This is a genomic window from Streptomyces sp. NPDC029956 (assembly GCF_055574655.1).
On the sequence record NZ_JBVHZJ010000062.1, the window covers coordinates 1 to 19498 of the forward strand.

A 19498-nucleotide genomic window follows, 5' to 3' on the forward strand; every position below is an offset into this window, starting at 1 on the left:
CTGGCGTTGATTTTTGGCACGCTGTTGAGTTCTCAAGGAACGGACGCTTCCTTTGTACTCACCCTCTCGGGCTTTCCTCCGGGCTTCCCTTCGGTATTTCGTGTTTCCAGCCTAGCAGATCCGATTTCCCGTTTCTGCCACCCGCTGGAGCGGGTTCGCTGGGCAGGAATTCACTTTCGTGTTTTCCGTTCCCGGCGGGGTTGAACATTACCAGGCTTTCTCGGTCCCCCCGACCACATCCCTGCGAGCATGCAGAGGTGTAGACCACTGGGGTTAGGATCTGGCTTGATAGGTGCTGCCGACCCGCGACTCAAGGCCGCGTTGGGGTCAAGCAGGAGTACGACAGTACATCCCACCGTCAGCTGAGGCAAATCGTTTCCGGTAGTCCCTAGCTCCGCCCAACTGGTACGTCTCGTGCGGAACTAGGACTTCTTATGACTTACGCTTCTGAACAGTACGCCGTCCAGGACAGGTAGTGACGGCGCCACACAATCTCCGCCCCTGGGAGGCTTCCCATGACAACCGTGACGTCGCCGCTTGCCGGACGCGCCATCGGTCTCGCCGCAGTTCCCGACCCGGTCTTCTCCGGTGCGATGGTCGGGCCCGGCACCGCCATCGATCCCGTACGTGAGCCCTCGGAGGCCGTCTCCCCCATCGACGGGGTCATCGTCTCCATGCACCCGCACGCCTTCGTCGTCGTCGACGGTGAGGGCCACGGTGTGCTGACCCACCTCGGTATCGACACCGTTCAGCTCAACGGAGAGGGCTTCGAGCTCCTCGTGAGCAAGGGCGACACCGTCCAGCGCGGACAGGCTGTCGTGCGTTGGGACCCCGCCGCGGTCGAGGCCGCCGGCAAGTCCCCCATCTGTCCCATCGTGGCCCTCGAGGCCACTGCGGACTCGCTCTCCCAGGTCGTCGAGGACGGCGAAGTGAAGGCCGGCGACCAGCTCTTCGGCTGGAGCTGAGCCGGATCGTCCCCGTGACGACCGCGAGTTCGACATTCAACGCGGCGGCAGGTGCCGCCGCTCTATCGGAGACGGGTGAGATGGAGACAACGCTGCGAGGCGTCGGCGTCAGCCACGGTGTGGCGATCGGCGAGGTCCGGCACATGGGCACGGCGGTTCTCGAGCCGCCGGCCAAGCAGATTCCGGCGGACGAGGCGGAGCGCGAACAGGGGCGCGCCCGTCAGGCCGTCGAGGCTGTCGCCGCCGACCTCAATGCACGCGGCAACCTGGCCGGCGGCGAGGCTCAGCACGTGCTCGAGGCCCAGGCGATGATCGCCCAGGACCCGGAGCTCATCGCCGATGTGGACCGCCGTATCGCCGTGGGCAGCACGGCCGAGCGCGGCATCTACGACGCGTTCTCGCACTACCGCGAGCTGCTCGCCGGTGCCGGTGAGTACATGGCCGGGCGGGTCGCCGACCTCGACGACGTGCGGAACCGGATCGTGGCGCGCCTCCTCGGCGTGCCGATGCCGGGTGTGCCGGACAGCGACGAGCCGTACGTGCTGATCGCGCGGGACCTGGCGCCCGCCGACACGGCGCTGCTCGACCCGACCCTGGTCCTCGGCTTCGTGACCGAGGAGGGCGGGCCGACCAGCCACAGCGCGATCCTCGCGCGGGCGCTGGGTGTGCCGGCCATCGTCGCGCTGCCGGGTGCGGGTGAGCTCGCCGAGGGTACAATGATCGCGGTCGACGGTTCGACCGGCGAGATCTTCGTGGACCCGAGCGAGGAGAAGAAGGCGGAGCTGACCAAGGCCGCCGCCGCGCGCAAGGCGGCGCTGGCGACGTCCAGCGGTCCGGGCGCCACCTCGGACGGGCACAAGGTGCCGCTGCTCGCCAACGTCGGTGGTCCGGCGGACGTGCCGGCGGCGGTGGAGGCCGGTGCCGAGGGTGTCGGTCTGTTCCGTACGGAGTTCCTCTTCCTGGACGACAGCGCGAAGGCTCCGTCCGAGGAGAAGCAGGTCGAGGCCTACCGCAAGGTGCTCGAGGCGTTCCCCGAGGGCCGTGTGGTCGTGCGGGTGCTCGACGCCGGTGCGGACAAGCCGCTGGACTTCCTGACCCCGGCGGACGAGCCGAACCCGGCGCTCGGTGTGCGGGGTCTGCGGTCGCTCCTGGATCACCCGGAGGTGCTGCGGACCCAGCTGACCGCGCTGGCGAAGGCGGCCGAGGGGCTGCCGGTCTACCTCGAGGTCATGGCGCCGATGGTGGCCGACCGTACGGACGCGAAGGCCTTCGCCGACGCGTGCCGTGAGGCGGGGCTGCGGGCGAAGTTCGGTGCGATGGTCGAGATTCCCTCGGCCGCGCTGCGGGCGCGCTCGATCCTCCAGGAGGTCGAGTTCCTCTCGCTCGGCACCAACGACCTGGCGCAGTACACCTTCGCGGCCGACCGTCAGGTCGGTGCGGTGTCGCGGCTCCAGGACCCGTGGCAGCCCGCGCTCCTCGACCTGGTGGCGCTGTCCGCCGAGGCGGCGAAGGCCGAGGGCAAGAGCTGTGGTGTCTGTGGTGAGGCAGCCGCCGACCCGCTGCTCGCCTGTGTGCTGACGGGTCTGGGGGTCACCTCCCTCTCCATGGGTGCTGCCTCGATTCCGTATGTGCGGGCGACGCTGGCCAAGTACACGCTGGCGCAGTGCGAGCGTGCCGCGGCCGCGGCACGTGCCGCGGACACGGCGCACGAGGCGCGCGTGGCCGCGCAGGCGGTGCTGTCCGGGGAGTGATTCCCGGGCGTGCTTGACGAAGGGGCTCTCCGTCACCGAGGTGGCGGGGAGCCCCTTCGGCGTGTGCGGGGTCAGTGGTGGGTGGTCCAGTCGTCGTCGGGGTCGGGGGTGAGGGGGAAGCCGGCCCGGTGGTCGACGCCCGGTTCCGGGGAGAGGGGTTCGCCGGTGCGGGCGTCGGTGCAGTAGGCGGCGAAGACCTCGGCCTCGGTGAGGGGGGTGAGGGTGCCGGCGGTGAGGCGCCAGCCGTGGAGTCGGTCGCGGGCGCCGGGGGTGGAGGTGCGCAGGACGAGTCCGCCGGGTGCTCCGAGGGCGATGCCCGCGGCGAGGACGGCGGTGAACTCGGCGGCTGCGGTGTCCTCGACGTCCGTGGGTGAGGTCGTGGCGTCGGCGTGGAGGACGGCGAGGAGGTGGTCGTCGGCGGCCGGGACGCTGCAGACGAGGTGGTGGGTGCCGGGGCCGGCGGCGTCCAGGAGCCGGGCGAGGAGCCGGGCGGCGCGCTCGAAGGCGGCCCTGCCGATGTCCTTGCCGCAGGTGGCGCAGTCGCCCGCGGTGGCGAGGACGGTCGTGGCGTACTCCCAGGTGGCGTGGCGGACTGCGGTGTCGACCAGTTCGGGGAGGAGGGTGCTGAGCGGTTGGCCGGTGTAGGTGACCCGGGCGCCGGTGGCGGCGAGGTGGGCGGTGAAGCGGCTGCGGCTGGCGGGGTGGTCCGGGTCGAGGGCGGTTTCGGCGCAATAGGCCGCGTACTCCTCGGGGTCGAAGAGGGTGACGGTGGTGTGGCCGCCCTGGGTGGCGAGGGACCTGAGGAGGGCCTCCACCTGGCGGAGATAGGTGGTGTGGTCGTCGAAGGCGAAGGTGCGGTACCGGCGCATGGCCGTGAAGTCGTGCTCGTCGGCGAGGAGGCCGACGGTGCTGGGGACTTCGCGGCGCAGGGCGCGGCGGAGGTTCGCCGGGGTGGTGTCGGTCCGTGTCATGTCTCCCCCTGGAATGCGTTCCGATCAATGCTCACTCACCGTAACCTTCGCCACTGACAGTGACGGTTCGGGGAGGCGTCGACGGACGAGGCGGTTCTGGGCGGCGCTGGTGGCGACGAGCGCCGCGCCGAGGAAGGGCCAGGCCAGGGGGCCGGCGGAGACGAGGCCGGTCATGAGGAGGGGGCCGACGAAGCGCTGGGTGGACTGGGCGAGGCCGTGGACGCCGAGGTAGGCGCCCTGCGCGTCGTCGGGGGCGAGGGCGACGGAGATCTCCCAGGACGCGATGGTGTGGATCATCTCGGCGAAGGTGAGGACGACGGCCGCGGTGATCAGGGCGGCGATGGCGAGGGGCCGGCCGCCGAGGGCGGAGACGGTCAGGGCGAGCGTGCCGACGGCGAAGAGGACCGCGAGGGGCGCGAGCAGGCGGCGGGCGGCTTCGGTGGAGGAGCCGAAGCGCGAGAGCGGGACCTGGAAGATCACGACGAGCGCGCTGTTGGCGACCATCAGGAGCGGGGCGAGGCCGACCGGGGCGTCGGTGGCGTGGACGATCCAGAGCGGCAGGGCGACCTGGAGGATCGAGTCATGGAGGAAGAAGACCGATTCCGCGGCGGTGAAGCCGAGGAAGCCGCGGTCTCGCCAAGGACTGGAGGGCTTGGCCGCGGGCGTGGTGTCGGTGGAGGCGGCGGCGATCCGGGAGGTGGTGGGGGCCGGGGGTTCGGCGCAGCGGAGGGTGAGCGCCGCCATCACGAGGTAGGAGAGGGCGTCTCCGACGAGGAGGAGCTGGAAGGCGGTGGTGCTGCCGACGGCGAGGGCGCCCGCGGCGCCGAGGCCGCCGAGGGTCCAGCCGATGTTGGAGGTGGTGCGGTTGATGGCCTGGTAGCGGACGCGGTCGGGGCCGGCGACCCGGGCGGCGTAGAGCTTGGTGAGGACGTTGGTGGCGCGGTCGGGGAGGGCGCCTGCGGCCGAGAAGAGGACGAGCAGCAGGTAGTCGTCGGTGGTGAGGAGGGCGAGGAGGGCTGCCGAGCGGAGGAGTTGGGTGCAGATGATGACGCGGACGAGGGGGAAGCGGTCGGCGAGTCGGCCGCCGAGGGGGGCGCCGGCGATGCCGGCGGCGCCGGAGACGGCGATGAGGAGTCCGACCTGGCCGAGGTCGAGGCCGGTGACGAACGTGAAGTAGAGGGCCATGGCCGTGGACCAGAGTCCGGTGCCGCACTTGTCGATGAAGCCGATGACGAGCATGCGGCGGCCGTCCCGGCCGCCGGGGACGCGGTCCCTGAGGGCTGTTCGGGTGGAGTGGGTGGAGCGGCTCAATGGGTCCCCCTTGCGAACTGCTTTGTATTGATACATAATTGATTACGTGGCAGCACAATATTCGATCGAAGGCACGACGGCCAAGGGGATTGCCGCGTCCGTGGAGCGGGGCGTCACCGAGGGCGGGCTCTCCCCCGGTGACGCACTGCCGCCCGTGCGGCGGCTCGCCGACGAGCTGGGAGTCAGTCCGGGGACGGTCGCGACGGCCTACAAGGAGCTGCGACAGCGCGGCCTGATCGTCACGCGGGGCCGGGGCGGGACCGTCGTCGCGGAGGCGCCGTCGGTGGCCTCCCGCCGACCGCCGCGGGTCCCCCAGGGCCTGGTGGACCTGGCAGGCGGCCATCCCGACCCGGCCTTCCTCCCCGTGCTGCGTCCCCCGTCGTCGGTCACGCCGGTGTACGGGTCCCATCGCGCGGCCCCTCGGCTCGCGGCGCTCGAAGAACTGACCCGGCAGTGGTTCGGGCGCGACGGGGTGCCGACACGGCACGTGACCTTCGCCCACGGGGCACTCGACTGCATCGCACGGCTCCTCTCGACGGAGCTGCGGCCCGGTGACGCGGTGGCCGTGGAGGACCCCGGTTTCCACCATCTGCTCGATCTCGTGCCGGCGTTGGGGCTGCGGATGGTCCCGGTGTCCGTGGACGACGAGGGGCTCGTACCGGAGTCGCTGCGGGCGGCGCTGCGGGGCGGGGTGCGCGCGGTGGTGTGCAGCCCGCGGGGACAGTGCCCCACCGGCGGATTCTTCACCCGGTCGCGGCGGGACCAACTGGTGACGGTGCTGCGGGACTTCCCCGACGTGCTGGTCGTGGAGGACGACCACAACGCGGACATCGGCGGCGCCGCGGCGTACACACTGGCGGCGGCCGGGCTCGAACGGTGGGCGCAGGTGCGGACCGCGTCGAAGCACCTCGGGATCGACCTGCGCTGGGCCGGGGTGGCGTGTGACGCGATCACCCTCGCGCGGCACGACGGACGGATGCTGATGACCTCGGGCTGGGTCAGTCACGTCCTGCAGGAGACGGTGGTCGGCCTGTTCCGCGACAGCGCGGTGCGCGCGCTCGTGGCCGACGGCGAGGCGGCGTACACGGAGCGGCGCGCGGCCCTGATCCACGCGCTCGGGGCGCACCGGATCCGGGCGGTCGGGGCGAGCGGGCTGAACGTGTGGGTGCCGGTGCGGGACGAGTCCGCGGTCGTCAACGGGCTGCGGACGCAGGGCTGGTGGGTGGCCGCGGGGGCGCGGTTCCGGATCGCCGCCCCGCCGGCAGTGCGGATCACCACGTCGGCGCTCGCGCCCGAGGACGCGCCGCGTCTGGCGGCGGACTTCGCGGAGGTCCTGGGGGACGCGCAGGCGACGTACGGCGGTTGACGGCGTCGGGGGTTCGCCGCCGGAGGGCGGCCTCAGGGGCGGGTGGCGGCGGGCACGCGTGAGCGCTCCGGGGAGGGTGGTCCCTTCCCCGGAGCGCTCACGCGTGCGGTCAGGTCATCGGGTCCGGAAGGCGTTCGTCAGGGTCTGCGTGACGGTGTCGCCCCGGGTGTCGGTGAGTGCGGCGCGCAGCGAGACGGACCCGCCGGGGCCGGGGGTACGAAAGCCTGCCCGGCCGTTCACGACGGGGACGCGGGTCCAGGTCGTGCCGTCGTCCGTCGACAGGGACACGGTGAGGGAGCGGACTCCGGTCTCGGCGGCCGCACCCTGGACGGTGACCGGTACGCGCACCGGGGTCCCCGCCGGGGCGGTGCCGTCGAGGTCGAGGGCCGGGGCGAAGCGGACGGTGCTGAGGGGCAGGGCGGCCGGACGGGACGCGGCGGCCGAGGGGAAGGTCCAGGCGGCGGTGACCCGTCCGCGCGCTGGTCCCTCGCCGTGGGTCGCGGTGGCGGTCAGCCGGTACGAGGCCCGCCCGGGGGTGGTGGTGAACATCGCGCGGCCGGGGTCGCCCTGCCGGGTGCCGATCAGGACCCCGTCGCGGTGGAGCGTGGTGGTGGCGCCGTGGAAGCGCGGGGCGGTCGGGGCGTGGCCCTCGCCGTCGGCGAGCAGGGGGATGTCGAGGGCGATCCGGTCGCCGTCGCGGACGCCTGCGGGGCGGGCACCGGGTGCCGTGTCGAGCGCGGGACCGAAGACGGCGTTGTCGAAGGTGTGGGTGGTGGTCGCACCCGCGCGGACCGCGATTCCGTCGGCGGAGTAGCGGTTGGGCGGGGTCTCGGGGGCCGCGGGTCCGGCGTAGCCGACGTCCCAGAGGCCGCGTTCCGGGGTGACGAGGAAGGTGGCGGTGCCGGGCAGCGGGAGCGGCCGGACGAGGCCGACGGTGGGGCCCGCGCCGGGCTGGATGTCGACGAACCCGCTTCCGGCCGTGCCCTCTGGGGCGGCTGCGCGGACCTTGACGGTGGCCAGGGAGGTGGCGGCGGGGTGACGGACGAGGCCGGTCAGGGCGCGCGCGGAGGTGAACACGTAGCCGAGCGCGTAGTCGGCGCGGGCGCCGGACCAGTAGGTGTCGATCCACTGCTTGACGGAACCGGACTCGGCGGCGGGTCCGAGGTGGGCCACGCGCAGGTCCGCGCTCGACATCATGATGTTCGCGGAACGGGTCGTGCCCGCGTGGCCGGCCTCGACGTACGCCATGCTGTGCAGGTAGCGGGCGCCGGACTCCGGCGGGCGGACGTCCACGGGCTCGGTCGTACGGGCGTCGACGGTGACCGTCGTGTCGTGGTCGAGGTCCAGCCGGGGCTGGACGACCCAGTCGGTTCCGCCGGCCTTGTCCCGGTCGGCGCCCGTCAGGGTGGAGTCGAGCAGGTAGCGGCCCTTGGGCAGGCGGACGGTGACCGTGCCGGACGCGTCGTAGGGCGTGGCGGAGGTGTCGGCGCCGGGGCCAGAGATGCCGGTGACGTTCGTCCGGTAGTCGCCGGTGGCGGCGCCCGCGCGATCGAGATGGCGGATGGTCAGCGTGTACGTCTCCGGTGCCGCGGCCGCCGCGGTCGCCGTCGGGGGCAGGGCGGAGAGGGCCGTGCTCGCGAGGACGGCGGCCACGGCCAGGGTGCGGAGGGCCGTGCGGCGGGTTGCGCCCCGGGGCGTACCGCCGGGTGTCGAGGATGCGTTCATGTCCAGCACTGCACATCGCGGGCCCGGCGTTCCGGTGACCTGGGCCACACCGGCGGTCGCCGGGGGCAGGGCCCGTTCGCGGTGTGGTGCGGGTCACGGGAACGCGGACGAACCGCCGCCCAGTGCCTTGTGTGGAATCACCTATGAGAGATCGTTTCCGCGCCGGGGATCCCTCCGCGCTCGGTGAGGCGTACGACGAGCACGCACGCGTGCTGTACCACTACGCCTTCCGGGTGTGCGGGGACCGGGCGACGGCCGAGGACGTCGTCTCCGCCGCGTTCCTCGAAGCCTGGCGCTGTCGCGGGAAGGTGCACGCCGAGGGCGGCAGTCTGCGCCCCTGGCTGCTCGGCATCGCGACCAACATCATGCGCGGGTCCGCCCGCGAGGCACGGCGGCGGGACGCGGCGCTGGCCCGGATGCCCGAGCGGGGTGTCCTGCCGGACTTCGCCGACGACGTCCTCGCCCGGATGGCCGACGGGGAGCAGATCCGGGCCGCCCGCGCCGCCCTCGGCAAGCTCCGGCGGCGTGAGCGGGAGGTCTTCACGCTCGTCGTGTGGGCCGGGCTCGACTACGCGGCCGCCGGGGAGGCGTTGGGCGTCCCGGTCGGGACGGTTCGGTCGCGGTTGTCGCGGGCGCGTGAACGACTCCGGAAGCTCGCCGAGGCCGAACTGCGGACGGCGCGCAGGGAGGAGCGGGCGGCGGCCGCCGCGGTGCGGTCGTCCGGCCGAGTGGCGGGGCCTGCCGCGGGGCCCGGCGCCGGCACCCGTTCCCGTACGGCCACCGCGTCCGACGCGATACGCCCGGCCGCCGGCTCCGAAGCGCTGCGCCCGGTCACCGGCTCTGAACCCTTGCGCCAGGTCGCCTCGCCCGATGCCGTGAGCCGGCCCGCCGCATCCGATGCCGCAAGCCGAGCCGACGCGGCGTCGTCCCCCGTCCGTCCCGCCCTCGTGCCCCGACCGATCCCGGAGAACCAGGCATGAACGCCTTCGCCCCTCGTACACCGCATCACCGCAAGGCCGACGCGCACGCGGACGCCCTGCTGCGGGCCGAGCTCACCGCACTGCTGCCCCCGCCGCCGGTGCCCGAGCTCGCGCCGGAGCAGGACCGCGAGCTGCGGCACACCGTCCTGCGGACCGCCCTCGCCGCAGGTGACGGCTCCGTGTCCCACCCGGCTCGTGAACGCCGTTCGCGCGGCGGGCTGCCGTTCGGCTGGATCGCCGCGCCGGTGGCCGCCTGCGCGGTCGTGGCCGGTGTCGTCGTGGTCGCACCCCAGGAGGGACCGGCCGGGTCTCCGGGCCGCGTCTCGACCGGGCGGCCCGCGGCCCCGGAGGCCGTGCGCATCCTGTCCGGTGCCGCGCTGGCCGCCGCCGCCGCTCCCGCGCCGGATGCCCGGCCCGGCGGGTACGTCTACGTCAGGAGCCTCGTCGCCCACGCGGGGCGCGACGCGGCCGGCGGCCCCGCCACCCTGCCGCCCGCGCACCGGCGCGAGGTGTGGCTCTCCGTCGACGGCAGCCGCCCGGGGCTGTTGCGCGAGCCCGGTGCCGCCGACACGGAACTCGGCGCCGAGCTGCCCGTGTACGAGCTGGACGGGCCCGGGGCCGCCCCCCGGAAGACCACCCTCGCGACGGCTGCGCCCTCCGTCACGAACCCGACCCACACGTACGTGGCCGCGCTCCCCACCGATCAGGACGCGCTGCTGCGCCTCGTCCGGGAGCAGACGCGGACGGGCGAGGGCGACGCCGATCAGCGGGCGTTCACGGCGATCGGGACGCTGCTCGCCGAGACCTGGGCCCCGCCTAAGGTCACCGCCGCGCTGTACGGGGCGGCGGCGCGGATCCCCGGGGTGACCGTCCTGCCGTCCGCGAAGGACGCGGCCGGCCGGGAGGGCGTCGCTGTGGCCCGTACCGCCCACGGCGAGCAGACGCAGTGGATCTTCGACCGGTCGACGTCGGCGTTCCTGGGCGAGCGCACCGTCCTCGCCGAGACCACCTCGGCAGGCCGGGCCGGCACGGTCCTCGGGGTCTCGGCGGTGCTCGCCAAGGCGTCCGCCCCGGCGCCCGGCGTGCTGCCGACGGGCTGAACCGGGAGGCGTGCGCCGAGTACGTACGAAGGGCTGACGGGAACGGGGGGGGGGGGGGGGGGGGGAGGGGGGGGGGGGGGGGGGGGGGGGCCCCCCCCCCCCCCACCCCCCCCCCCTCCCCTGCCGTGCGCTCAGCGGCGGCGGTCGGCCGCCAGCGTCTCGTAGAAGCGCAGGAGGCCGAGGTCGTCGACCGAGCCGGCGTTGACGGCCTTGGCCAGGGGGGTGCCCTGGAGGAGGCGCTTCACCGGGACCTCGATGCGCTTGCCCGTGAGGGTGTGCGGGACGCCCGGGACCTCGATGATCTCGTCCGGTACGTGACGCGGGGAGAGTTCGGAGCGGATCGTCCGCTTGATGCGGGCGACCAGCTCGTCGTCGAGGGCCACGCCCTCGACGAGGTGGACGAAGAGCGGCATCCAGTAGCCGCCGTCCGGCTCCTCCAGACCGATCACGAGGGATTCGCGGATCTCCGGAAGGCGTTCGACGGCCTCGTAGATGTCGGCGCTCCCCATCCTGACGCCCTGACGGTTCAGGGTGGAGTCGGAGCGGCCGTGGATGACGACCGAGCCGTGATCGGTGATCGTGATCCAGTCCCCGTGGCGCCAGACGCCGGGGAACATCTCGAAGTAGCTGTCGCGGTAGCGGCTGCCGTCCGGGTCGTTCCAGAAGCGGATCGGCATGGACGGCATGGGGTTGGTGACGACGAGTTCGCCGACCTCGCCGATCACGGGCTTGCCGGAGGGGTCCCAGGCCTGGAGGTCGGTGCCGAGGCCGGCCGCCTGGAGTTCGCCGATGTGGACCGGGAGGGTGGGGACGGCGCCCGCGAAGCAGGAGCACACGTCGGTGCCGCCGCTGACGGAGGCGATCCAGAGGTTCTCGCGGACCTCGTCGTGGAGCCAGCGGAAGCCGTCGGGCGGCAGCGGGGAGCCGGTGGTGGCGACGCACTTCACCGCCGAGAGGTCGAAGTCGCGGCCGGGGTGCACGTCCCCCTTCGCGCAGGCCATCACGTACGCGGCTGAGGTGCCGTACAGGGTGGCGCGGGTGCGCTCGGCGATGCGCCACTGGGCGGCGGTGTCGGGGTAGCCGGGGCTGCCGTCGTACAGGACGACGGTCGTGCCGGTGAGCAGGCCGGAGACGAGGAAGTTCCACATCATCCAGCCGGTGGAGGTGTACCAGAAGAACACGTCCTCGGGGCCCAGGTCGCAGTGCAGGCCCAGCTGCTTGACGTGCTCGACGAGGATGCCGCCCTGGGACTGGACGATCGCCTTCGGCAGGCCGGTGGTACCGGAGGAGTACAGGACCCACAGCGGGTGTGAGAACGGGACCTGCTCATAGACCGGCTCGACGTCCGCGGCGACGAGATCGGCCCAGGCGAGGGTGCCCTCGGGGGCCGGGGTGCCGAGCAGCGGGATGTGGACGACGGCGCGGACGGTCGGGAGCTCGGCGCGCAGTTCGGCGACCGTGTCCCGGCGGTCGTGCTCCTTGCCGCCGTAACGGTAGCCGTCGACGGTGAAGAGGACGACGGGCTCGACCTGCTGGAAGCGGTCGAGGACGCTGCGGGCGCCGAAGTCGGGGGCGCAGGAGGTCCACACGCCGCCGACCGCCGCGGTGGCGAGGAGGGCCACGACGGACTGCGGGACGTTGGGCAGGTAGCCGCTGATCCGGTCACCGGGCCGGACGCCGAGGGCTCGGAGTTCGGCGGCGAGGGAGCCGACCTGGCGGCGGAGCTCGGCCCAGGTGATCGGCGTGGGCTCATGTGTTTCGTCCACATGGAGCAGGGCCGTGTCATGGGGGCGCTCGTCGGCGGCGCGCAGGGCGTGCTCGGCGTAGTTGAGGGTGGCCCCCGGGAACCAGTCGGCGCCGGGCATCGAGCGGTCGCCGAGGACGCGCTCGTACGGGGTGGAGAAGCGGATGTCGAACCACTCGACGACCGCCTTCCAGAAGGCTTCGAGCTCGTCGACGGACCAGCGGTGGAGCGCCGGGTATCCGCCCTCGGCCGGGGCGCCGTGGTGTTCGGCCGCCCACGTCTGGAAGCGGGTCACGGCGGCCGTGGCGATGCGTTCCTCGTCCGGCTGCCAGAGCGGCTCGGTCTGCGCTGATGTCATGGGGGCTGCTCCCTGGCTGTACGCGGGGTCGGCGTGTGTCCCGCGCACGTGCTGGGGTGTGCGCGTGACGCGGCTGACAGGACGATGCCATGTGATCGTCTTTCGCACCAGGTCTGACCGCCCATGGTCGGGCAGTTGAATATGTGCTCCCACCACGGGTGAACGCCAGTTGAACGGAGCCTTTTCCGCCCCGGCCGGGTGGCAGTCTGAGCTGCATGGACGGTCGTGAACTGGTGCGTTCGATGAAGGTGTTCGGCTCGGTGCGGGGATTGCGGACGGTGCGTGCGGCGTGGCGGCAGCGTCGTACGGACACCTGGGCACTGCCGCCGAAGGGCGCGGAGCGGGCCCGGGTGCCGGGGTCGGCGACGGGCGCGGAGGCCGCGCCCGGTGGGGGGACCATCAGGTTCGCGCGGTCGTCGTTGCGGATCCGTGTCTCCTCGGGCGGCACCGTGTTCTGGGGGTGGGACGGGGCCGAGCCGCTTCCCTCGTACGCCCTGGCGGGTGAGGCGCCGGAGCTTGATCTCCGGGCCTCCCTCGAGCCGGACACGGACGGCGGCTGGCGGATCGTGTCGGAGCGGGTGACGGTGGCGGTCTCCCGGCACGGGGCGGTGGAGATCCGGACGCCGGGCGGGGTGATGCTGCGCCGGGACCTGCCGCCGCGCTGGTGGGAGCCGGTGGCGCAGGTCGTGGCTCCGGGTGCGAAGCCGGCTTCGGGTGCTCGGCCGGTCGACGGTGCTCGGCCGCCGGCGGCGGGCGAAGGGGTGTCCGGTGGGTCGGCGCGCTGGGTGCAGCGCAGCGAGGTGCCGGCGGACGCGCGGTTCTTCGGGCTGGGCGGCCGGTCGGCGGGGCCCCGGCTGCGGGACGGCTCGTACCGGCTCTGGAACACCGACCCCAAGGGGAGCTTCGGTCCCGGGGACGATCCGCTCTACCTCACCATGCCCGTGCAGTTCGTCGTCTCGGACGCGGGGACGCATCTGGCCTTCCACGACAACTCCTGGGACGGCCGGGTCACCCTGGCCGAGGGCGAGGAGGGCGCGGGGTCCGGGCACGACCGGCCGGGGACCAGCGAGGTCCGGATGGGCGGCGGTCCGCTGCGCTGCTGGGTGGTGGTCGGCACCCCCGCGCGCGTGCTCCACGGCTGGGCGGCGCTGACCGGCGCTCCGGCGCTGCCGCCGGACTGGGCGCTCGGACCGCAGCACGCGCGCTGGGGGTTCGGCAGCGAGCGCGAGGTGCGGCGGATCGTGGCCGGATACCGGGAGCGGGGTCTGCCGCTGTCCGCCGTCCATCTGGACATCGACCACTACGACGGGCACCGGGTGTTCACCGTCGACCGGGAGCGTTTCCCCGATCTGCCGGGCCTCGCGAAGGAGCTGCGGGAGCAAGGCGTGCGGCTGGTGTCGATCGTGGACCCGGCGGTGAAGGTCGAACCGGGGAACGCGGTCTACGACAGCGGGCGGGCGGCGGGGGCCTTCGTGCGGGACGCGCGGGGCCACGAGGTCCACGGGGTGGTGTGGCCGGGCGAGTGCGCCTACCCGGACTTCACCGATCCGGCGGTACGGGAGTGGTGGGGCGAGCTGTACGAGGAGCGGCTCGGGCAGGGCTTCGCGGGGGTGTGGCACGACATGAACGAGCCCGTGTCCTTCGCGCCCTTCGGTGACACGACGCTGCCGCGCTCGGCACGGCACGACCTGGACGGCCGGGGCGGCGACCACCGCGAGGCGCACAACGTGTACGGCCTCACGATGGCGCGGGCCGGATACGAGGGGCTGCGCCGGCTGCGGCCCGACGAGCGGCCCTTCCTCTTCTCGCGTTCCGGCTGGGCGGGGATGCAGCGGTACGGGGGCACCTGGTCGGGCGATGTGTCGACCGGGTGGCCGGGGCTGCGGGCCTCGCTCTCCCTGGTCCTGGGGCTCGGGCTGTGCGGGGTGCCGTACTCGGGGCCCGACGTGGGAGGTTTCGACGGCAGTCCGACACCGGAGCTGTTCCTGCGCTGGTACCAGCTGGGGGCGTGGCTGCCGCTGTTCCGCACCCACGCGGCGATCGGCGCGGGACGGCGCGAACCGTGGGAGTTCGGTCCGGAGGTCCTGGAGCACGCACGCGTGGCTCTGGCCGAACGGGAACGGCTGCGGCCGTACTTCACGACCCTGGCCCGGCTCGCCCGGATGACGGGCGCGCCGTACGTGCGCCCGCTGTGGTGGGGGACGCCCGAGGACCGGGTGCTGCGCGACTGCGAGGACGCGTTCCTGCTCGGCGACGCGCTGCTCGTCGCGCCGGTCCTGACCCGGGGCGCCGACCGGCGGGCGGTGCGGCTGCCGCGCGGTCGCTGGTACGACACGACGACGGAGCAGGCGTACGAGGGTCCCGGGCAGGTGCTGCTCGACGCGCCGCTCTCCCGGGTGCCGGTCCTGGCGCGGGCGGGGGCGGTGCTCGCGGTCCGGGGCGACGACGGGGAGCCGGCCCTGGAGGTGTGGGCGCCCGCCGCCGGGCGGACGGGTGGCGGGCTCGTCGTACGGGATACGGGCGACGGCTGGGAGACGGCCGAGATCGAGCGGTACCAGTCGCGGCTCGTGGACGGCCGGGTGGTCGTGGAGCGTGTGACGGACGACGGGGTGGAGGAGGCGGGGCTGCCGGTGCAGGTGCGGGGGGTGTGATCCGCTCGGGCCGGGCCGGTCCGCCCCCGTCGGTCCGGCCCGGGCTGGTCCGCCCTCGTCGGTCCGGCCCGGGCTGGTCGCCGCGGTTCTTCGGGATGTTGTCCACGCCCAGGCCGCCGGCCGCCAGGAGGGACACGATCTGCGGCCAGACGGGGCGCTCTCCCGTCTGCCGGCGTCTCCTGTGGCGCCGGCACGACAGGCATCCCCACGACTCGGCCGCGGGACACCTCAGGCGATCTCACCCGTAGGCGCCGGCGAACCACTTCCGTACCGCCTCCGTGTGGAGCGGGAAGGCGAGTTCCCCGCACGAGTGGAGCACGTGGTGGCCGCTCGTCTCGTCCGTGGGGACCGAGGGCGGGAGCGCGGCCGCCGGGCGGGGCGGGAGGAGACCGAAGAGGAGGAGGTGGCCCGCCGGGGAGCTCAGCGCGTCGGCGAGGAGCACCTCGTCGGCGGAGGCCACGATCCCGGTCTCCTCGCGCAGTTCGCGGGCAACGGCGGCGCGCCAGTCCTCGCCGTGGTCGATGAAGCCGCCGGGCAGGGCCACTCCGCCGCGCGCGGGTTCGATGGTGCGGGTGATGACGACGAGGCCCGTGTCCTTTCCGTCCGTGACGGGGAGCAGGGCGACGGCGACGGGCAGCGGGTTGCGGTAGGCGGTCCGGCCGCAGGCCGGGCAGGTGCGGGGCCAGCCGGCGTCGGCCGAGTGGGCGGCGCCGCAGAACGTGCAGTGGGAGTCCTTCACGAGCCGACCGTATGCGATCACCCTTTCCCGGCGCTGCCGGAACTGATAGACGGTCCGCATGACAGGACTTGCTTCCGCCTTCCGTACCCTCGCCGTCGCGGGCGCGGCCGCGGCCGGGCTGCTCGCCGTCACGGGCACCGTCGCCGCTCCCGCTCCCCCGGTCTCCGCAGCGCCGGAGCCGAAGGCGCCGCGGGAGTTCGTGGCGCTCGGCTCGGTGGACCGGACGATCATTCAGGAGATGCGCTACACGACGGAGCACAACTTCGTGGGCGTGCCGGTGGACGGCTACCGGCAGCCGCTGTGCATCCTGACCCGGCCGGCCGCCGAGGCCCTGCACCGCGCGCAGGTGCGTCTCCTGGCCCGCGGCTACACGCTCAAGGTGTACGACTGCTACCGGCCGCAGCGGGCCGTGGACCACTTCGTGCGCTGGGCGAAGGATCTGGAGGACGAGCGGATGAAGGGGGAGTTCTATCCGCTCGTCGACAAGTCGAGGCTGTTCGCGGACGGTTACATCGCGGAGAAGTCCGGGCACAGCCGTGGCTCGACGGTGGACCTGACGATCGTCCGGCTGCCGGCGGCGCGCACGCGCGCGTACGTGCCGGGCGAGCCGCTGACGGAGTGCTACGCGCCGCGCGCGGAGCGGTTCCCGGACAACTCCGTGGACATGGGGACCGGGTACGACTGCTTCGACACGCTCTCGCACACCGACGATCCGCGGGTCCAGGGCGCGCAGCGGGCCCATCGGCAGCTGCTCAGGAGCACGCTCGTCGAGCAGGGCTTCGTGAACCTGCCGGAGGAGTGGTGGCACTTCACCTTCAAGCCGGAGCCGTTCCCGAGCACGTTCTTCGACTTCCCGGTGGCGCGGAGGTCGGTGGCGGGTCACTGAGCCTTTCGCCCGCGGGGCTCCCGTGCCACACTCCTGACGGATCGTCAGATCAGGGTGGTCGACGGTAGGCACGGGAGGCCGCGATGGCACGGACACGCACACCGGTGGTGGCCGGGTGGTTCACCGACGACTCCGTGCCGGAGGCGGAGTTCCGGCTTCTCGGAAGCCGCTGCACGGCCTGCGCCTCGGTCTTCTTCCCGCGCGCGGACGACGGCTGCCGCAATCCGGTCTGCCCCGGGGGCGGGGAGCTCGCCGAGTTCCCGCTCTCCCGGCGCGGCCGGGTCTGGTCGTACACCGACGGGCGCTACCGTCCGCCCGCCCCTTACGTCTCCGATCCGGACACGCCCTGGGAGCCGTACACCCTCGTCGCCGTCGAGCTGGCGGCCGAGGCGATGGTGGTCCTCGGGCAGGCCGCGCCGGGGGTGACGACCGCCGATCTGGCGATCGGGGCGGAGGTCGAGGTGGTGCCCGGGGTCCTCGACGAGGACGACGAGCACATCTGGACCACCTGGAACTGGCGGCCCGTCGGACAGGAGGAGCGGTCGTGAACGACATCGCCGTCATCGGGGCGGGCATGCATCCCTGGGGCAAGTGGGGCCGGAGTTTCATCAGTTACGGGACGGCCGCCGCCCGCGCCGCCATCGCCGACGCCGGCCTGGACTGGTCGGACGTCGGTTCCGTCGTCGGCGCGAACACCATGCGCTGCGGATACCCGGGGTACGTGGCCGGGGCGACGTTCGCGCAGGCCCTCGGGTGGCAGGGGGCGCGCGTCAGCAGCGTGTACGCGGCCTGTGCCTCGGGCGCCCAGGCGATCGCGACCGCACGGGCCCAGATCCTCGCCGGGCTCGCGGACGTGGTCCTGGTCGTCGGCGCGGACGCGACCCCCAAGGGCTTCCTCGCCCCGGCGGGCGGCGAGCGTCCCGACGACCCGGACTGGCTGCGGTTCCGGATCCTCGGAGCCACCAATCCCGCCTACTTCGCGCTCTACGCGCGCCGCAGGATGGCCCTTTACGGGGACACGCCCGAGGACTTCGCCCAGGTGAAGGTGAAGAACGCGGCGGCAGGGGCGCTCAACCCGCTCGCCCGCTACCGCGCGCGCGTGAGCGCCGAGCAGGTCGCCGCCTCGGCGGTCGTCGCCGATCCGCTGCGGCTCCTGGACATCTGCGCCACCTCGGACGGGGGCGCCGCGCTCGTGCTGTCCAGCATGGAGTTCGCCCGCGGCCACGGGCACCCCGACCCGGTGCGGGTCCGTGCCGTGTCGACGGTGTCCCCCACGTACCCCAAGGCGGTGCTCGACCTCCCGGACATCGCGACCGACTCGGCGGTGGCCGTCGCCCCGGCCGCGCACTCCTTCCGCGCCTCCATCGCGCGTGCCGCCTACGAGGAGGCGGGGATCGGGCCCGAGGACCTGTCCCTCGCGGAGGTCTACGATCTGTCCACCGCTCTGGAGCTGGAGTGGTACGAGGACATCGGGCTGTGCGCGGCCGGCGAGGGCGCCAAGCTGCTGCGGGACGGGGCGACGGCGCTCGGCGGACGTCTGCCCGTCAACACCAGCGGCGGACTGGCCTCGTTCGGGGAAGCCGTGCCCGCCCAGGCGATCGCCCAGGTCTGCGAGCTGACCTGGCAGCTTCGGGGCACGGCGGGCGACCGGCAGGTGCCGGGGGCGCGGGTCGGCATCACCGCGAACCAGGGGCTGTTCGGGCACGGTTCGGCGGTGGTGGCGGTGCGCTGAGGATGCTCGGAGAGGGGAGGGGCCTCCTCGGGCGGAGACGGGCCGCCTCAGGGCGTCGCCTGGAGGGGGCGCCCTGAGGCGGGTCGCCTTGAGGGGTCACCTGCGGCGGGTCGCCTTGAGGGGTCACCTGCGGCGGGTCGCCTTGAGTGGTCGCCTGAGGCGGGTCGCCTCAGGGGCCCACCGTCGCGTGGCTCCGGTCCGCGAGGACGAGCGCGTGCTCGACGACGGCGACAAGGACGTTCTTCACGGACTCCCGGTCCCTGGCGTCGCACATCAGGAGCTCGACCTCCGGGTCCAGGTCCAGCGCCCCGCGCACGCTCTCCGCGGGGAACCGCTGCGCGCCCTCGAAGCAGTTGACGGCCACCGTGAACGGGATGCCGCGCCGCTCGAAGTAGTCGATGGCCGCGAAGCTGTCCTCCAGGCGGCGGGTGTCCGCCAGGACGACCGCGCCGAGCGCGCCCTGCGCCAGCTCGTCCCAGAGGAACCAGAAGCGGTCCTGGCCGGGGGTGCCGAACAAGTACAGGACGAGGTCCTCGCGCAGGGTGATCCGGCCGAAGTCCATGGCGACCGTGGTGGTCGTCTTGGTCTCGACGCCGTGCAGGTCGTCGACGGGCCGCCCCGCCTCACTGAGGATCTCCTCGGTCCGCAGGGGCCGGATCTCGCTGACCGCGCTCACCAGCGTCGTCTTGCCGACCCCGAACCCGCCCGCGACGAGGATCTTCAGGGTCACCGGCTCGACGTACGGCTTCTTGCGGCTAGAGCGCCCGAAGGCCATTGATCACCTCGCGGAGAATGCTCACGTCCGGCAGCTCGGCCGGCGGAACGGGGCGGGTCACATGGACGAGTTCGTCCTCGACGAGGTCACCGACGAGCACCCGGACCACCCCGACGGGGAGGTCGAGTCCTGCGGCGAGCTCGGCGATCGACTGGGGCTGCTCGGAGCAGCGTTCGACGATCTCCACGTGTTCGGGAGAGAGCGTCTGGTCCCGGCCGGGGTCGTCGGCGGCGGGTTCGGGCACGACCACCGCGATCAGGTCGAGCCGGTGGCGGGTCGCGGCGCTCGTCCGGCCGCGGGTCATCGCGTACGGACGGACCACCGGCCCGGCCTCGTCGTCGAACCAGTGGTGGTGCGCCGCGGTGGGGCTCGGGTCCGGCTCCGTGCGCCGGTCCGCCCGGTTCAGCTGGTTCCGCTCGACTGCGTCACTCATGCCGTCCCCAC

General features: G+C 73.5%; 17 protein-coding genes. 10 read left to right on the plus strand and 7 right to left on the minus strand.

The genetic code is table 11. The features are described from left to right. From ACZ4XX_RS33695 to ptsP, 3 genes are all read left to right on the plus strand, one after another. The coding region (locus ACZ4XX_RS33695; RefSeq protein ID WP_361408731.1) for a hypothetical protein at window positions 1–204 on the plus strand (204 nt) is incomplete at its 5' end. Between the two features lie 311 nt (window positions 205–515). After that, a complete protein-coding gene (locus ACZ4XX_RS33700) occupies window positions 516–965 on the plus strand; it encodes a PTS sugar transporter subunit IIA (RefSeq protein WP_468511660.1) in 450 nt (149 codons plus the stop codon). An 80-nt stretch (window positions 966–1045) separates the two neighbouring features. Beyond that, window positions 1046–2716 (plus strand): phosphoenolpyruvate--protein phosphotransferase, encoded by a 1671-nt coding sequence (gene ptsP, locus ACZ4XX_RS33705; RefSeq protein ID WP_468511661.1) that lies wholly within the window; start codon window positions 1046–1048, stop codon window positions 2714–2716. A 71-nt stretch (window positions 2717–2787) separates the two neighbouring features. Here the strand turns inward: ptsP and ACZ4XX_RS33710 are convergent, their stop codons facing one another. Then, complete coding sequence (locus ACZ4XX_RS33710) at window positions 2788–3687, minus strand: hypothetical protein (RefSeq protein WP_468511662.1); 900 nt, start codon at window positions 3685–3687, stop codon at window positions 2788–2790. A gap of 24 nt (window positions 3688–3711) precedes the next feature. Next, entirely contained in the window at window positions 3712–4998 is a 1287-nt protein-coding gene (locus ACZ4XX_RS33715; protein ID WP_468511663.1) for an MFS transporter, read from the minus strand. Between the two features lie 46 nt (window positions 4999–5044). Here ACZ4XX_RS33715 and ACZ4XX_RS33720 point away from each other — a divergent pair, with 46 nt between their 5' ends. After that, window positions 5045–6364 (plus strand): aminotransferase class I/II-fold pyridoxal phosphate-dependent enzyme, encoded by a 1320-nt coding sequence (locus ACZ4XX_RS33720; RefSeq protein ID WP_468511664.1) that lies wholly within the window; start codon window positions 5045–5047, stop codon window positions 6362–6364. 114 nt (window positions 6365–6478) lie between these two features. Here ACZ4XX_RS33720 and ACZ4XX_RS33725 read toward each other — a convergent pair whose 3' ends face one another. After that, on the minus strand, window positions 6479–8089 hold the full coding sequence (locus ACZ4XX_RS33725) for a serine protease (RefSeq protein ID WP_468511665.1): 1611 nt from the start codon (window positions 8087–8089) through the stop codon (window positions 6479–6481). 143 nt (window positions 8090–8232) lie between these two features. Between ACZ4XX_RS33725 and ACZ4XX_RS33730 the strand changes: the two genes are divergently transcribed. Next, on the plus strand, window positions 8233–9069 hold the full coding sequence (locus ACZ4XX_RS33730; protein WP_468511666.1) for an RNA polymerase sigma factor: 837 nt from the start codon (window positions 8233–8235) through the stop codon (window positions 9067–9069). After that, entirely contained in the window at window positions 9066–10169 is a 1104-nt protein-coding gene (locus tag ACZ4XX_RS33735) for a CU044_5270 family protein (RefSeq protein WP_468511667.1), read from the plus strand. Before ACZ4XX_RS33730 ends, ACZ4XX_RS33735 begins: the two co-directional genes overlap by 4 nt. Before the next feature lie 131 nt (window positions 10170–10300). Here the strand turns inward: ACZ4XX_RS33735 and ACZ4XX_RS33740 are convergent, their stop codons facing one another. Further along, window positions 10301–12271 (minus strand): acetoacetate--CoA ligase, encoded by a 1971-nt coding sequence (locus tag ACZ4XX_RS33740; protein WP_468511668.1) that lies wholly within the window; start codon window positions 12269–12271, stop codon window positions 10301–10303. Window positions 12272–12486: 215 nt separating this feature from the next. Between ACZ4XX_RS33740 and ACZ4XX_RS33745 the strand changes: the two genes are divergently transcribed. Continuing rightward, entirely contained in the window at window positions 12487–14922 is a 2436-nt protein-coding gene (locus ACZ4XX_RS33745) for a glycoside hydrolase family 31 protein (RefSeq protein ID WP_468511669.1), read from the plus strand. A gap of 238 nt (window positions 14923–15160) precedes the next feature. Here ACZ4XX_RS33745 and ACZ4XX_RS33750 read toward each other — a convergent pair whose 3' ends face one another. After that, the gene (locus ACZ4XX_RS33750) at window positions 15161–15721 is read right to left on the minus strand and encodes an NUDIX domain-containing protein (protein ID WP_468511670.1); all 561 of its coding nucleotides are present in this window, start codon (window positions 15719–15721) and stop codon (window positions 15161–15163) included. Here ACZ4XX_RS33750 and ACZ4XX_RS33755 point away from each other — a divergent pair. From ACZ4XX_RS33755 to ACZ4XX_RS33765, 3 genes are all read left to right on the plus strand, one after another. Further along, window positions 15720–16547 carry a M15 family metallopeptidase gene (locus ACZ4XX_RS33755; RefSeq protein ID WP_468511671.1) on the plus strand — a complete coding sequence of 276 codons (828 nt, stop codon included), beginning with the start codon at window positions 15720–15722 and terminating at the stop codon, window positions 16545–16547. The two genes, ACZ4XX_RS33750 and ACZ4XX_RS33755, sit on opposite strands and share 2 nt — an antisense overlap. Window positions 16548–16630: 83 nt before the next feature. Then, window positions 16631–17095 (plus strand): Zn-ribbon domain-containing OB-fold protein, encoded by a 465-nt coding sequence (locus ACZ4XX_RS33760; RefSeq protein ID WP_468511672.1) that lies wholly within the window; start codon window positions 16631–16633, stop codon window positions 17093–17095. Then, window positions 17092–18279 carry a lipid-transfer protein gene (locus tag ACZ4XX_RS33765; RefSeq protein ID WP_468511673.1) on the plus strand — a complete coding sequence of 396 codons (1188 nt, stop codon included), beginning with the start codon at window positions 17092–17094 and terminating at the stop codon, window positions 18277–18279. Before ACZ4XX_RS33760 ends, ACZ4XX_RS33765 begins: the two co-directional genes overlap by 4 nt. 169 nt (window positions 18280–18448) lie before the next feature. Here ACZ4XX_RS33765 and ACZ4XX_RS33770 read toward each other — a convergent pair whose 3' ends face one another. Then, window positions 18449–19054, minus strand: coding sequence for a GTP-binding protein (locus tag ACZ4XX_RS33770; RefSeq protein ID WP_468511674.1), 606 nt, complete (start codon window positions 19052–19054; stop codon window positions 18449–18451). Then, the gene (locus ACZ4XX_RS33775) at window positions 19035–19487 is read right to left on the minus strand and encodes a DUF742 domain-containing protein (protein ID WP_468511675.1); all 453 of its coding nucleotides are present in this window, start codon (window positions 19485–19487) and stop codon (window positions 19035–19037) included. The genes ACZ4XX_RS33770 and ACZ4XX_RS33775 overlap by 20 nt, the downstream gene beginning before the upstream one ends. Between the last annotated feature and the right edge of the window lie 11 nt (window positions 19488–19498).